The 12,488-nt window shown below is 71.1% G+C and carries 14 protein-coding genes and 1 pseudogene; 11 read left to right on the forward strand and 4 right to left on the reverse strand.

Going from position 1 to position 12,488, the window contains the following annotated elements; genetic code table 11:
* Window positions 1-131: pseudogene (locus tag H505_RS52175) on the forward strand (IS3-like element ISAar4 family transposase); the annotation flags it as partial.
* Between the two features lie 226 nt (window positions 132-357).
* On the opposite strand, the gene H505_RS0133035 reads toward H505_RS52175, so the two are convergent.
* Together H505_RS0133035 and H505_RS0133040 are read right to left on the reverse strand one after the other, a co-directional pair.
* Window positions 358-1,056, reverse strand: coding sequence for a TnsA-like heteromeric transposase endonuclease subunit (locus H505_RS0133035; protein ID WP_245592689.1), 699 nt, complete (start codon window positions 1,054-1,056; stop codon window positions 358-360).
* Between the two features lie 397 nt (window positions 1,057-1,453).
* Window positions 1,454-1,846, reverse strand: a complete 393-nt coding sequence (locus H505_RS0133040; RefSeq protein ID WP_026405362.1) for an STAS domain-containing protein — start codon at window positions 1,844-1,846, stop codon at window positions 1,454-1,456.
* Window positions 1,847-2,262: 416 nt separating this feature from the next.
* Here H505_RS0133040 and H505_RS0133045 point away from each other — a divergent pair, with 416 nt between their 5' ends.
* The 8 genes from H505_RS0133045 (at window position 2,263) to H505_RS46005 (ending at window position 10,678) form a co-directional block, all read left to right on the forward strand.
* Window positions 2,263-2,619 (forward strand): ArsR/SmtB family transcription factor, encoded by a 357-nt coding sequence (locus tag H505_RS0133045; protein WP_026405363.1) that lies wholly within the window; start codon window positions 2,263-2,265, stop codon window positions 2,617-2,619.
* A 219-nt stretch (window positions 2,620-2,838) separates the two neighbouring features.
* The gene (locus H505_RS0133050; protein WP_034521110.1) at window positions 2,839-3,324 is read left to right on the forward strand and encodes an NADH-quinone oxidoreductase subunit B family protein; all 486 of its coding nucleotides are present in this window, start codon (window positions 2,839-2,841) and stop codon (window positions 3,322-3,324) included.
* 386 nt (window positions 3,325-3,710) lie between these two features.
* On the forward strand, window positions 3,711-5,390 hold the full coding sequence (locus H505_RS0133055; protein ID WP_245592690.1) for a proton-conducting transporter transmembrane domain-containing protein: 1,680 nt from the start codon (window positions 3,711-3,713) through the stop codon (window positions 5,388-5,390).
* Window positions 5,387-6,343 (forward strand): respiratory chain complex I subunit 1 family protein, encoded by a 957-nt coding sequence (locus H505_RS0133060; RefSeq protein ID WP_026405366.1) that lies wholly within the window; start codon window positions 5,387-5,389, stop codon window positions 6,341-6,343. The genes H505_RS0133055 and H505_RS0133060 overlap by 4 nt, the downstream gene beginning before the upstream one ends.
* Window positions 6,340-6,999, forward strand: coding sequence for a hypothetical protein (locus H505_RS0133065; RefSeq protein ID WP_026405367.1), 660 nt, complete (start codon window positions 6,340-6,342; stop codon window positions 6,997-6,999). Before H505_RS0133060 ends, H505_RS0133065 begins: the two co-directional genes overlap by 4 nt.
* On the forward strand, window positions 6,999-8,477 hold the full coding sequence (locus H505_RS0133070; RefSeq protein ID WP_026405368.1) for a proton-conducting transporter transmembrane domain-containing protein: 1,479 nt from the start codon (window positions 6,999-7,001) through the stop codon (window positions 8,475-8,477). The genes H505_RS0133065 and H505_RS0133070 overlap by 1 nt, the downstream gene beginning before the upstream one ends.
* Window positions 8,477-10,066: a hydrogenase large subunit gene (locus H505_RS0133080; protein WP_084551103.1), complete on the forward strand. Its 1,590-nt coding sequence runs from the start codon at window positions 8,477-8,479 to the stop codon at window positions 10,064-10,066. Before H505_RS0133070 ends, H505_RS0133080 begins: the two co-directional genes overlap by 1 nt.
* Before the next feature lie 228 nt (window positions 10,067-10,294).
* Window positions 10,295-10,678 (forward strand): STAS domain-containing protein, encoded by a 384-nt coding sequence (locus tag H505_RS46005; protein WP_034521112.1) that lies wholly within the window; start codon window positions 10,295-10,297, stop codon window positions 10,676-10,678.
* Between the two features lie 17 nt (window positions 10,679-10,695).
* Here H505_RS46005 and H505_RS0133090 read toward each other — a convergent pair whose 3' ends face one another.
* Window positions 10,696-11,250 carry an Rv1733c family protein gene (locus tag H505_RS0133090; RefSeq protein WP_157433230.1) on the reverse strand — a complete coding sequence of 185 codons (555 nt, stop codon included), beginning with the start codon at window positions 11,248-11,250 and terminating at the stop codon, window positions 10,696-10,698.
* A gap of 148 nt (window positions 11,251-11,398) precedes the next feature.
* Here H505_RS0133090 and H505_RS46010 point away from each other — a divergent pair, with 148 nt between their 5' ends.
* Both H505_RS46010 and H505_RS0133100 read left to right on the forward strand, forming a co-directional pair.
* Window positions 11,399-11,614 (forward strand): hypothetical protein, encoded by a 216-nt coding sequence (locus H505_RS46010; RefSeq protein ID WP_034521114.1) that lies wholly within the window; start codon window positions 11,399-11,401, stop codon window positions 11,612-11,614.
* Complete coding sequence (locus tag H505_RS0133100) at window positions 11,615-11,950, forward strand: ArsR/SmtB family transcription factor (protein ID WP_026405372.1); 336 nt, start codon at window positions 11,615-11,617, stop codon at window positions 11,948-11,950.
* A gap of 274 nt (window positions 11,951-12,224) precedes the next feature.
* Here H505_RS0133100 and H505_RS0133105 read toward each other — a convergent pair.
* On the reverse strand, window positions 12,225-12,488 hold a 264-nt coding region (locus H505_RS0133105; RefSeq protein ID WP_026405373.1), incomplete at its 5' end, for an integrase core domain-containing protein.

Genomic DNA, 12,488 nt, shown 5'->3' on the forward strand with positions numbered 1-12,488 from the left:
CCAAGGCCCGCCGCGCGGTTGTGCAGTACATCGAGGGCTTCTATAATCGACGCAGGCTTCATTCCGCGAACGGGTACCGGACCCCTATGGAGGTCCACAACGAGTACCTGGATCGGCAACAAGCAGCGTAGATCTGCCCGCAGATCACCCATGAAGAAGCTGTCCGGAAAACGCGTGGCCCCTCAGGTCGGCGACCGACAATTCCGTTGATGCTGGATCAGTTCCTCGATCGTGGCCGACCGGCGTCGGCCATCGGTCCCGACCAACCAGACGCGTCCCAGTTGCGGCTCGCACAACTCCACCGACCATTCGGTCCCGTCGAGCATCAGCCGGGTCCCTGGGGATAGCTCACCAACCTCAAATGCACTCATCACCGGTCCCTGTCCTTGGGGCCCACACCAGCGTCCGATCGGTCAGCGGCCCACTCAGGTCAATCCCCAGCCGGCGATGCCAGATCAGGTGCAGCAGATGCGCGCGGGCCACCGCCGGATACGCCGCAGCCCCCGCTAGTTCGGCGAATGGCAGCGATCGCTGTGACACCGCCTCCAGGAGTCCGGGTTGCACCCGCAGCGGATCGGTCAGCGGACGACGCTGGGCAGACAGCGCCTCCACCGTGCTCAGTGCCTCTCGGCCCCACCCGGTCACCACCTCGTACCGCCACCCGCACGCCAGCGCCGCTTCCGCGGTGGCCGCGAACGTGACCCGATCGTCGTCACCGATCCGCTCACCCGGCCGTACGTCGATCAGCCAGGTGTCGTGCGGCGTCACTACGAGGAAGTCGGGGACATGCGTCCGCCAGCCCTGCAGCGTCTCAAACCGTAGCCGCAGCGGCTGAGACAACACTTCCGACACCGCGCCGGCGAAGTCCAGCATCAGCAGCAGCCGCTGCTCGGCGATGCTCTCAAAGCCGTGGTGTCGCCCGGTGCTGACCAAGAACTCCAGCCCCGGACGGTGCCGCTGAGTGGTCCGCCACGAGAACGGCCGCACCGGTGCGCAACGGGCCACCGGGACCGAGCCCAGATCACGCGCCGGTGTGACCAACTCGCCGCCGTCCACCCGCCACCTCGCGGTCCACCTGCCCGCCCACCCCGCCATCAGCCGCACAGCGTGCCGATCCCGGTCGGCGATGACATACCGAGCCGACAACAGAGCCGTCCAATGGCACCTGTCGGACGGCATCAAGCCGACCGGACCAACCCCGCCTGCGGAGACCACCCACTACAAATACAACAAGGAGTGATCGTTCGGGTCGATTCCGTCATTGCGTCTGGTCGGCATCCCGGTCGCGTGCCCGTGAGTGCGGCTCGCGCCAGCACAGGCCGAAGCGTCCGCGCACTCGCACCGCTACAGCTGGTGGGCGAGGGCACCGCGGCAGAGCCGCATGCCCGAGAGCCGGACGGCGCCGCCACCTGCGCTCCCCCATTTGCGACAAAGAAAGCACCGGCCTCTAACGTTAAGCGGGCTCCTGGCTGGAGTCCTCGGTGAACGTTGCGACCGCGTTCTCGACGCTGTCGTAGTGGGGGAAGAAGCGGGCGACCCCGTAGAGGCGCAGCCTTGCCATCGGCCGGTGACGCAGCCCGGCCAGTACCACGGTGGTGCCCTGGTCTTCGGCCCGGTTCCGGGCCTGGCACAACAGGTGTGCCCCTTCGGGGCGGATCTCGGGCATGTTGCTGAGGTCAAGCACCAGCGTGCGGTGGCCGGCTTCGTGTTGTGCGGCGTTGATCTCTGCCCGGACTGCCTTGATCGTTTCCTCGCAGGCGGGACAGAGTCCGGGGTCCAGGACCCGGCCGACCATGACGATGGTGACCCCGTGCTGGGCGTGTGCTGTGTGAATCGGCGTTCGCATATGCCTCCTGCCTGCAGCCTCGGCGTTCGGGTGCGGCGCGGTCTGCTCTGGCCGCAGTGTCATCCGGTCCCGCGCGAACCTTCCGATACTCTCGGTTAGCTGTCGCTGGCGTAGTTCTGGGTGGATGTGACCTTTGGCGGCTCTCTCGCTCGGGGGCTGGCGAGCCCCGTCAGGCCGAACGTCGCGGTCCTCGGCTGCTGGGTCTTGGAACCCGTTCCAGGTTACTTGCTAATATTAGCAATTGCCGATGTAGTCACCTGGATGGGCGTCCGGTGCCTCCGTCGCCCTGCGGCTCTGCCCGGACGAGGCATGGCGGGGCAACCGCTGGGGCTGGCAAGGTGGAACGCGTGGGCCGCCGTCGCAAGGTGTTCGGTGATGGCTGTCGGCTCAGGAGTGATGAAGGAGGATCGGGCATCGTGAGTGCGCCGCTGTACCAGTTGAAGGCGGAGTTCTTCAAGACGCTGGGGCATCCGGCCCGGATCCGGGTGCTGGAACTGCTGAGCGAGCGTGACCATGCGGTGGCCGAGATGCTTCCCGAGGTGGGGATCGAGCCGGCGCACCTGTCGCAGCAGTTGGCGGTGTTGCGCCGCGCGGGGCTGGTGGTGGCTCGCAAGGAGGGGTCGACGGTGATCTACTCGTTGACCAGTCCGCGTGTGGCGGACCTGCTGGCGGTCGCTCGGGCGATCTTGAGCGGGGTGCTGTCGGGGCAGGCGGAGCTGCTGGACGATCTACGGGCCGCGGGTGTCGCGGCCGAGGGCCGCAAGCACCTCTAGAACGCGTCTCTCCGAACGCCCATCTCTCTGGAACGCCGAGCGGCGGCCGTCCCGTCTGGGACTCCCATCCCCTTGCGGGGCGGCCGCGCCCCGCGAGCGTTCGCGGTTTGCGGACCCTCCTGCTTCGGCGTTTTGGGCAGTTGCTAACGTTGGCAATTGCGCAGGACGGTAGTCTTCCTGCGGGTTGGTGCCGTTTGAGATCTCGCAGTGAGGAGCGTGGTGAAGGGTCTGCTGCGAAAGATTCGTCAGGTCGGCCGGGTCGCCGAGCCGCCGCCCGAGCGCCGTGAGGGCGCGCCGCCGGCGTGCGCTCGCGGGTTCGGGGGGTCGGTGCAGGTCCGGCATGTGGATGCGGGGTCGTGCAACGGGTGTGAGGTGGAGATCGCGTCGGTGTTCGGGCCGGTGTATGACGCCGAGCGCTACGGGGTGCGGCAGGTGGCCTCGCCGCGGCATGCCGATGCGCTGCTGGTGACCGGTCCGGTGACCCGGAACATGCAGGTGGCGCTGCGGCGGACCTATGAGGCCGTCCCCGAGCCGAAGGTCGTGGTGGCGGTGGGGGACTGCGCCCGCAACTGCGGGGTGTTCGCCGAGGCCTACGGCGTGGCCGGTGCCGTTGGCGACGTGGTGCCGGTGGATGTTGAGGTGCCGGGGTGCCCGCCGGAGCCGGAGGCGATCATGGCCGCGCTGCGGGGGCTCACCGGCCGATGAACCTGACGGGTGCCGCCCTGTCGGCGGGACTGGGGCTGAGTCTGCTCGCCGCGGCGGGTGGGGCCACGTTGCCACGCCGAGCCCGCCGTGTCGTGGTAGGGCTGGCGACCGGTGCCGCCGGGGCGGCGGCGGTGGTCGCCGGGGTGGCGGCGATGGCCGGCCATGCCTGGGAGGCGTGGTTGCCGGACCTGCTGCCGCTGGCTGGGGTCCGGCTGGCGGTGGACCCGCTGAGCGGGGTGTTCCTTGCGGTCACGGGCGCGGTGGCGGTGTGCGCCGCGGTGTATGGCGTGGGATATGCCCGGCCCTTGGCTGAGGATCGCGATGGCGCCGGCCGCGTGGGGCCCGACGCTGGTGGGTCTGGGTTGGACAGCCGGGTTTGTCAGGCGATGGTGCCGTTGTTCGTGGCGGCGATGCTGCTGGTGCCGGCGGCGGCCAGCGTGAGCACGTTCCTGGTGGCGTGGGAGTTGATGGCGCTGACCTCGCTGCTGCTGGTGGTGGCCGAGCATCGGCGGCGGGCGGCGGTGGCCGAGGCCGGGTTGTGGTACGCGGTGATGACGCATCTGGGGCTGGTGGTCATCCTGGCCGGGCTGGCCGGGTTCGCCGCGGGAGCGCACGGTGAGTCGTTCGAGCGGCTGCGTGCGGCGTCCGGGGGCCTGTCGCCGGCGGTGCGCGGTGCGGTGTTCGTGGCGACGTTCGCCGGGTTCGCGTCCAAGGCGGGCGCCGTGCCGTTGCACGTGTGGCTGCCGCGGGCTCATCCCGAGGCGCCCAGCCATGTGTCGGCGCTGATGAGCGCGGCGATGGTGAATCTGGGCGTGTACGGGATCGTGCGGGTGGGTTTCGACCTGCTGGGCGGTGGGCCGGTGTGGTGGTGGCTGCTGGTGCTGGGTGCGGGCGCGGTGTCGGCGCTGTACGGGATCTTGCAGGCCGTGGTGGCGACCGATGTGAAGCGGCTGCTGGCGTATTCGACCTGCGAGAACATGGGCTTGGTGCTGATGGGTGTGGGGGCGTGCGGGCTTTTCGCCGCCTGGGGCGAGGGGGTGCTGGCGGCGCTGGCGATGACCGCCGCGTTGCTGCATGTGGTCAATCACGCGGGGTTCAAGTCGCTGCTGTTCTTGTCGGCGGGGTCGGTGCTGCATGCCACCGGGAGCAGGGATCTGGACGAGTTGGGCGGGTTGCGGTCGTCGATGCCGGCCACGACCGCGTTGTTCGGTATCGGGGCGCTGATGGCGTCGGCGCTGCCGCTGGGCAACGGGTTCGTCAGCGAGTGGCTGCTGCTGCAGAGCCTGATCCACGCGCTGCCGTCGGGCGGGACGGTCGCGGCGGTCACCATGCCGCTGGCGGTGGCGGTGGTGGCGCTGTCGGCGGGCCTGGCGATCGCCGCGTTCGTCAAGGCGTTCGGGGTGGGGTTCCTGGCCCGGCCGAGGACCCGCGCCGCCGAGCGGGCCCATGAGAGTCCTGCGACGATGCTGATCGCGATGGCGGCCGCCGCGGTGTGCTGCGTCGGCCTCGCGCTGGCCCCCGGATGGGCGGCGGAGGGGCTGTCACGCGCGGTCGCCGTGGCGGCGCCCGGCCCGCAGGCCGTGACCGGCCCGGGAACGCTGCATCTGGCGGGACTGCCGAGCACCATGTCCCCGATCGTGATCGCCGCCCTGCTGCTGGCCGCGGTGGTCGCGCTGATCGCCGTGCTGCGCGCGGTCGCGTCCGGGCGGGCACGGCGGCGGGCGCGGCTGTGGGACTGCGGTGCCGGACCGGCGTCGGCGCGGATGGAGTACACCGCGACCTCGTTCGCCGAGCCGTTGCAGCGGGTGTTCGACGATGTGCTGGCACCGGAGACCGACCTGGACGTCACGCCGGTGGCCGAGTCGGCGTACCTGGTGGACAGCGTGACCTACCGGGCCCGGGTGGGTGATCGGATCGAGCATCGGCTGTACCGGCCGGTGCTGGCCGCGGTGGCCTGGACCGGGCGGGCGGCGCGGCCGCTGGCCAACGGCAGCGTGCACCGCTACGTCGGGTACGGGTTCTACGCCTTCACCGGCGTGCTGATCGCACTGGCGGTGTGGCGATGAGCACCACAGTCGCAGGGACCGTGGCGGCCGGTGCCCAGGTGATCCTGGTAGGGGCCGGGGCGCCGCTGCTGGTAGGGGTGATGCGGCAGACCCGGGCGAGGCTGGAGGGACGCGCCGGGGCCGGTGTACTGCAGCCGTGGCGGGACCTGCGCAAGCTCGTCCGCAAGGAGCCGATCACCCCGGACGGCACCGGCCCGATCTTCCGGATCGCGCCGCTGCTGCTGGCGGGCACCGCGCTGGTGATCGCCGCCGTGATCCCGATCGCCACCACGGCCTCGCCGCTGGACGGCGCCGCGGACCTGTTCGCGGTGACCGCGCTGCTGGCGCTGGGCACGGTCGCGCTCGCGCTCGCCGGGCTGGACACCGGCACCGCGTTCGGCGGCATGGGCGCCAGCCGCGAGATGACCGTGATGGCGCTGGTGGAGCCCACCATCCTGGTGTCGGTCTTCGCGCTGTCGGTCCGGGTGGGGTCCACCAACCTGGGCGCCATCGTCACCTCGACCCTGAACGAACCGCAGCACGTGGTCTCACCGGTGAGCGTGCTGGCCGCGGTCGCGCTGGTAGTGGTGACCATCGCCGAGACCGGACGGATCCCGGTCGACAACCCCTCCACACACCTGGAACTGACGATGATCCACGAGGCGATGGTGCTGGAGTACGCCGGCCCGGACCTGGCGCTGGTGGAGTGGGCGTCGGCGATGCGGCTGACTCTCCTGCTCGGCCTGGTGGCCAACCTGTTCGCGCCCTGGGGCATCGCCGGCGCCTCGCTGGCGATGCTGCCGCTGGCGGTGGCGGCGTATGCGGCCAAGGTGGTCGTGCTGGGCGGCGCGCTGGCCGCCGGCGAGGTGTTCATGGCCAAGCTGCGCATGTTCCGCGTCCCTGAACTGCTGGCCGGCTCGTTCGTGCTGGCGCTGCTGGCCGTCGCCGCCTCCTTCTTCCTGGTGGCCCCGTGAACCACACCCTGTACGTGCAGCTGCTGGACCTGGCCTGCGGCGCGTTCCTGCTGGCCGGGGTGCTGGTGCTGTGGCGCCGCGACCTGGCCGCGATCGTGCGGCTGTTCGCCCTCCAGGGCGCGGCGCTGGCCTTCCTGGTCGCCGTGCTGGGCGTCCACGAGGGAGAGGCGGAGGTGATCGGGCTGGCGGTCGGCCTCGGGCTGCTGCGGGCGGTGGCGCTGCCCTGGCTGCTGCGGCGCGCCATGGTTGCCGGGGGCGGCGGCCGGGAGACCGACCCGCGGGTGAACGTGGCCGCCTCACTGGTGATCGCGGCGCTGCTGGCGCTGCTGGCCTACGCCGTGACCCGCCCGGTGGTGGCCCTGGACCCGACGCCCGCGGTGCAGGCGGTACCGGTCGCGCTGACCGTGGTGCTGATCGGGTTCTTCGTCCTGGTCACCCGGCGGCGCGCCCTGTCGCAGGTCGTGGGGTTCCTGCTGATCGACAACGGCATCACCGCGGTGGCGTTCCTGACCACCTCCGGGGTACCGCTCATCGTCGAACTCGGCGTCTCCCTGGACGTGCTGCTGGCGGTGCTGGTGCTGCAGGTGCTGACCGCCCGGATGCGGGCGGCGTTCGGCGACACCGATCTGGACGACCTGCGGGAGTTGCGGGACTGATGACCTTGCTGTTGATCGCGCCGATCGCCGCGCCGGCCCTGGCGGCCGGCGGCTACGCCGCCCTGGGATGGCGGCGCGCCACCGCCTGGCTGGGCGCCGCCGCGGCCGCCGCCCTGCTGGGCTCGGCGGTCGCGCTGGCCGCCCTGGCCGTGGACCGGCCGCAGACCGGGCTGGGCGGGCTGCTGCGGGCGGACGCGCTCAGCGCCTTCATGCTGATCGTGATCGGCGCGGTGGCGCTGCTGGCCATGCTCGCCAGCCCCGGCTACCTGGCGGCCGAACAGGCCGCCGGGCACACCACCGCCCGCGACATGCGCCGCTACGGACTGCTCACCCAGGGGTTCGTCGCCGCGATGGCGGCGGCGGTACTGGCCGCCAGCCTCGGCATGTTGTGGGTGGCGATCGAGGCCACCACCATCCTCACCGCGTTCCTGGTCGGCCACCGCCGCACCCGCAACGCCACCGAGGCCGCCTGGAAGTACGTGGTGATCTGCTCGACCGGCATCGCGCTGGCGTTCCTGGGCATCGTGCTGCTGCACTTCGCCGCCCGGCACGCCCACGTCCCCTCCTCCGGCTCGCTGGACTGGACGCAGCTCACCGCCCACGCCGAGAACCTGGACCCGGGCGTGACACGCATCGCCGCCGCCCTGCTGATCCTCGGCTTCGGCGCCAAGGCGGGCCTGGCCCCACTGCACGCCTGGCTGCCCGACGCGCACAGCCAGGCCCCCGCGCCGGTGTCGGCGCTCATGTCCGGCGTGCTGCTGTCGGTGGCCTTCTACGCCGTGCTGCGGGTCAAGGCGATCACAGACATCGCGCTCGGCACCGGGCTCGCCCGAGCCCTGCTGCTGACCATCGCGCTGTCCACCCTCGCGATCGCCGCCGCGCTCCTGCTCGGCCAGCGCGACTACAAGCGGATGCTCGCCTACTCCAGCATCGAGCACATGGGCCTGCTCGCGCTCGGCACCGCGATCGGATCACGCCTGGCGATCACCGCCGTGCTGCTGCACATCCTCGGGCACGGCCTGGCCAAGTCGGTCGCCTTCCTGGCCTCCGGGCACATCCACCAGGCCGTCGGCGGAAGCCGGATCGACGCCGTGCGCGGCCTGGCCGCCCGCGCCCCGCTGGTGGCCGGCGGGTTCGGCGCAGCGGTGCTGGCGCTGCTCGGTTTCCCTCCGTTCGGCCTGTTCGCCAGCGAGATCGGCATCTTCCGCGCCGGATTCGCCGAAGGGTTCGGCTGGGCCGTCGGCGCCGCCCTGCTCCTGCTGCTGGTCATCACCGCCGCACTCGCCGCCCGGACGGCAGGGATGCTGCTCGGCGCCCCGCGGACCGGGCCCGGCGCCGCCACCTTCCCGGTCCGCCAGCCCCGCGCGGGCGCCGCAGCGCTGGTCCTGGGCCTGGTGGCCTGTGCCGTGATCGGAACCACCATCGGGCCTTTGCACACCCTGCTCGACCACGCGGCCGCCGCTCTGGGGACACACTGATGAGCTCACCCGACCACCACCCACACCACCACCCGCACGACCGGCCCACCGACCGGGCTGACCAACAGCCGGCCGGTCAGCCCGCCGACCGGCCTGAACGCACCAGAACCGAGGTCGACACCGGTGTGCTGCCGGGCCGGGCCGCCGCGCTGCTGGGTGAGGGGTTCCGCCTGGCCCTGGCCGCGGCGCACCACGACCCCGATGCCCTGCGCGTGGTGTACCTGTTCACCCAGGCCGGAACCGATCGCCGCGCCGAACTGCACGTCCGCCTCGACCCCGCCGATCCGGCGCTGCCCAGCCTGGCCCGCATCAGCTTCCCCGCCGGCCGGTTCGAACGCGAGATGCACGACCTGTACGGCATCGTCCCGCACAATCACCCGCTGCCGCGCCGCCTGGTCCGCCACCACCACTGGCCCCGCGGCTGGTATCCGATGCGCAACGACGCCGGACCACCCCCGCAGTTCGGCGACCCCGAAGGGCCCTACCCCTTCGTCCAGGTCCAAGGGCCCGGCGTCTATGAGATCGCGGTCGGGCCCGTGCACGCGGGCATGATCGAACCCGGCCACTTCCGGTTCTCCGTCGTCGGAGAAACCATCCTCAAACTCAAGGCCCGCCTGTGGTTCGTGCACAAGGGCATCGAAAAGCTCTTCCAAGGCCGCCCCCCAGCCGACGCGCTCCCGCTCGCCGAGCGCGTCAGCGGCGACACCACCGTCGGCCACACCCTGGCCTTCTGCCTGGCCGTCGAGGACGCCACCGGCGTGCAGGTCGCCCCCGGCGCGCAACGCGCCCGGGCGATCCTGCTGGAACTCGAACGCCTCTACAACCACGTCACCGACCTGGGCGCGCTGTGCAACGACGCCGGCCACTCGATCCTCAACGCCCAGTTCGGCCGCGTCCGCGAGCAACTGCTGCGCCTCAACGCCCACGTCACCGGGCACCGGCTGCTGCGCGGCGGGGTCCGGCTCGGCGGCGCCACCCTGCGCGCGATCCCCGACCCGCAGAAGCTGCGATCCATCGGCACCGACATCGCCGAACTCGTCGAACTGGCGCTCGGCCACACCGTGGTCGCCGACCGCTTCACCGGAACCGCCCCCCTGAGCACGCAAGCCGCCCGCGACCTCGGCGCCCTCGGATACGTCGCCCGCGCCAGCGGACTGGACACCGACGCCCGCCGCGACCACCCCTTCACCGACCTGCGCCCCGCACTGACCATCCCGACCGCCGACACCGGCGACGTGCTGGCCCGCTTCCACATCCGCGCCCGCGAGATCACCACCTCGATCGCGATCATCAATGACCTGACCTACGGAAGGAATCCGGGCCTGGCCACCTACTGGCCGCCGCTCGCCCCACCTGCCGCCCCACCGGACGGGCCGCTCTCGGGCGCCGGCATCGTCGAAGGATGGCGCGGCACCATCGTCCACCGCGTCGAACTCGCCCCCGACGGCACCCTCACCCGCACCAAGATCGTCGACCCCTCCTTCTTCAACTGGCCGGCGGTCCCAGTCGCGTTGAAGGGCGCGATCGTCCCGGACTTCCCCCTGGTCAACAAGAGCTTCAACCTCTCCTACGCCGGCAACGACCTGTAACGCTGCGCCGGGAGGCCGGGTAATATTCCGGGCACGGCGGAGCATCCGGCGACGAACCGGAGTTTAGGGATTATGCAACTAGGAATGTAGGCAAGCAGCAACGCCCGCCCAGAGGGCAGTTTCCGTTGCGGCGCGGAGGAGAGGCATGCTGCTGGTTGCACGGTGGACCGCGGCCGCTTGGTCGGTGGCCGACGGTGGTGTGCCGCCGCAGGGGGCGGGAGGCCCGCGATGAACGCTCCGCAGTTGTCGCATCGCCATCTGGCGGCCGGAGCCACGGTGTTCACCGTGTCGGGAGCAGTCGATGCCGAGCAGGCCCAGGAGCTGGCCGTCTACATCCGGCGGGTGCGGCGCCGCCGCAAGGACCACCTGGTCTTCGACCTGTGCCAAGCGCGTTTCGAGGGGCAGGCCGGCCTCCAGGTGCTGATGGAGACGGCCGACCTCGCCCACGGGCACGGCGGCGAGGTCCTGCTGGCGGCACCCCCCAGGCACCTCACCACCCTGATGGCCGCGAGCAAGCTCCACGCCCTCGTCCCGGTGTACGCCACCGTCGATGACGCCGTCCAGGCCGCGTTGTCCGGCACCCGGCGATCACCGCCCGCGCGCCCGCAATAGCGCCCGCCAGGCCACCCTCAGCGCCGGCCCGACCAGTGGGGCTCGACCCCGGCCCACATGGAGGCCCAGCGCGCCGACCGGTGCTGATCGAGTCGTCGCCGCCCCGCCCGGCGGATCTCCCACAGCGCGAACGCGATCCCCGCCAGGGTGACCACACAGCACGCCCCGGTCTGATTCAGTGTCTGCGCACGTGACCGCGGCGGGCCCACCACCCGCCCATTCTGATCGATCCACACCCGCACCGGGGCGCCCGGGCGGCCGGGCCCGGTCACCGCCACTTGCACGGCCCGCTGCGAACCGTCCGGACCGGTCCAGCGTGCGGTCGCCACCAGCCTGCCGCCGTGCCGCCGCGGGTCCTCGACGATCGCCGTCAGATGCTGCCGCTCGGCCGCCTGGGCCTTCTCAGCGTGTGCCCCGGCCCGAAATACAGCGGTCCCGACGGCGGCCGCGGCCGCCGCACCGACCACGACGAAGACCACCACCAGCACCACCATGAGGGCCGCCTCAGCGCTGTCGACCGGACGCCGCAGCGGATGAGCGACCAGCCCGCTGCGCCGGAGCACTCCGGCCATCCGCCGCACCACACCCATCACCGACTTGAATAGTCCTTCAATTAAGAATGTATGCTAGAGGGCATTCTAGAGCTGGGGTGTGCCGGCTCCCCACCCCAGCGGACCACACCGCCGCTATGCGAGCCACTACAGGCAAGGAGAGGCAACCGTGGGTGACCTGGCCAGCAACCTGCGCCGACGTGTTCAGCGGTCCCGTGAACTGCTGCGCGCCGCGCGAGAGGCCGACAACGACTACGAGATCGACATCTACTCGGCCGAACTGGAGGACCTGCCGCGCAAGGCCACGGTGCACGGAGTCCGCCTCGATCCCGACCGGGACGACGGGACCTCCGGGGAGCCCCCGCACCCTTCCGGGCAGGACTGAATGCCCGCTCGCGTGGACGACGCCAACGCCGAGTTGTTCAAGACCCTGGCGCATCCGGTCCGCATCCGGGTCCTGGAACTGCTTCTGGACGGGCCCCGCCAGGTCGGTGACCTCCGACGCGACGTCGGGGTGGAGGCCTCCAACCTGTCCCACCAGCTCGCCGTCCTGCGACGCTCAGGCCTGGTGACCGCCGCCCGCGAGGACGGCAGCGTGACCTATGAGCTGAGCGCCCCCGACATCACCGACCTCCTGCACGCCTCCCGGCGGGTCCTCGCCGCGCTGCTGAACGGCCGCAGCGGCCTGCTCGCCGAACTGCAGGGCACCCAGACCAGCTGAGCCGTGCCGTCGCCGGCCAGGTCGGCCGACGGATCTGCCGAACGGCCCGACAGTTGCCACCCCAAGCCGGTCGGCGAGACGATCCAAGAGTAGGGAGTACTGAGGGGGCGCCATGACACGGCACTACCTGGCCGGAGACCTGTCGCTGCTACTGGGCCGACTGCAGGAACTCACCCCCAATCCCGCACGTGCACGGCAGGTGGCCCGACTACGCCACGAGTGAGGGGCCACGCGTTTTCCGGACAGCTTCTTCATGGGTGATCTGCGGGCAGATCTACGCTGCTTGCTGCCGATCCAGGTACTCGTTGTGGACCTCCATAGGGGTCCGGTACCCGTTCGCGGAATGAAGCCTGCGTCGATTATAGAAGCCCTCGATGTACTGCACAACCGCGCGGCGGGCCTTGGCTCGTGTGGCAAATACCATACGGTTGAGCCACTCGTTCTTCAATGCCCCGAAGAACGACTCGGCCATGGCGTTGTCCCAGCACACACCGGTTCTGCCGACCGAACGCCGCATCTTGTACTTCTCGGTCAGGTG

Origin of the sequence: Actinomadura rifamycini DSM 43936 (assembly GCF_000425065.1) — a bacterium.
GTDB classification, from domain to species: Bacteria; Actinomycetota; Actinomycetes; order Streptosporangiales; family Streptosporangiaceae; genus Spirillospora; species Spirillospora rifamycini.

What these genes read in the sequence shown, in the direction of transcription:
- H505_RS0133100 (WP_026405372.1), top strand. Translation starts at nt 11,615, where the DNA reads ATGCCCGCTCGCGTGGACGACGCCAACGCCGAGTTGTTCAAGACCCTG.
- H505_RS0133080 (WP_084551103.1), top strand. Translation starts at nt 8,477, where the DNA reads ATGAGCTCACCCGACCACCACCCACACCACCACCCGCACGACCGGCCC.
- H505_RS0133090 (WP_157433230.1), bottom strand. Translation starts at nt 11,250, where the DNA reads ATGGCCGGAGTGCTCCGGCGCAGCGGGCTGGTCGCTCATCCGCTGCGG.
- H505_RS0133055 (WP_245592690.1), top strand. Translation starts at nt 3,711, where the DNA reads ATGGTGCCGTTGTTCGTGGCGGCGATGCTGCTGGTGCCGGCGGCGGCC.
- H505_RS46005 (WP_034521112.1), top strand. Translation starts at nt 10,295, where the DNA reads ATGAACGCTCCGCAGTTGTCGCATCGCCATCTGGCGGCCGGAGCCACG.
- H505_RS0133070 (WP_026405368.1), top strand. Translation starts at nt 6,999, where the DNA reads ATGACCTTGCTGTTGATCGCGCCGATCGCCGCGCCGGCCCTGGCGGCC.
- H505_RS0133040 (WP_026405362.1), bottom strand. Translation starts at nt 1,846, where the DNA reads ATGCGAACGCCGATTCACACAGCACACGCCCAGCACGGGGTCACCATC.
- H505_RS0133060 (WP_026405366.1), top strand. Translation starts at nt 5,387, where the DNA reads ATGAGCACCACAGTCGCAGGGACCGTGGCGGCCGGTGCCCAGGTGATC.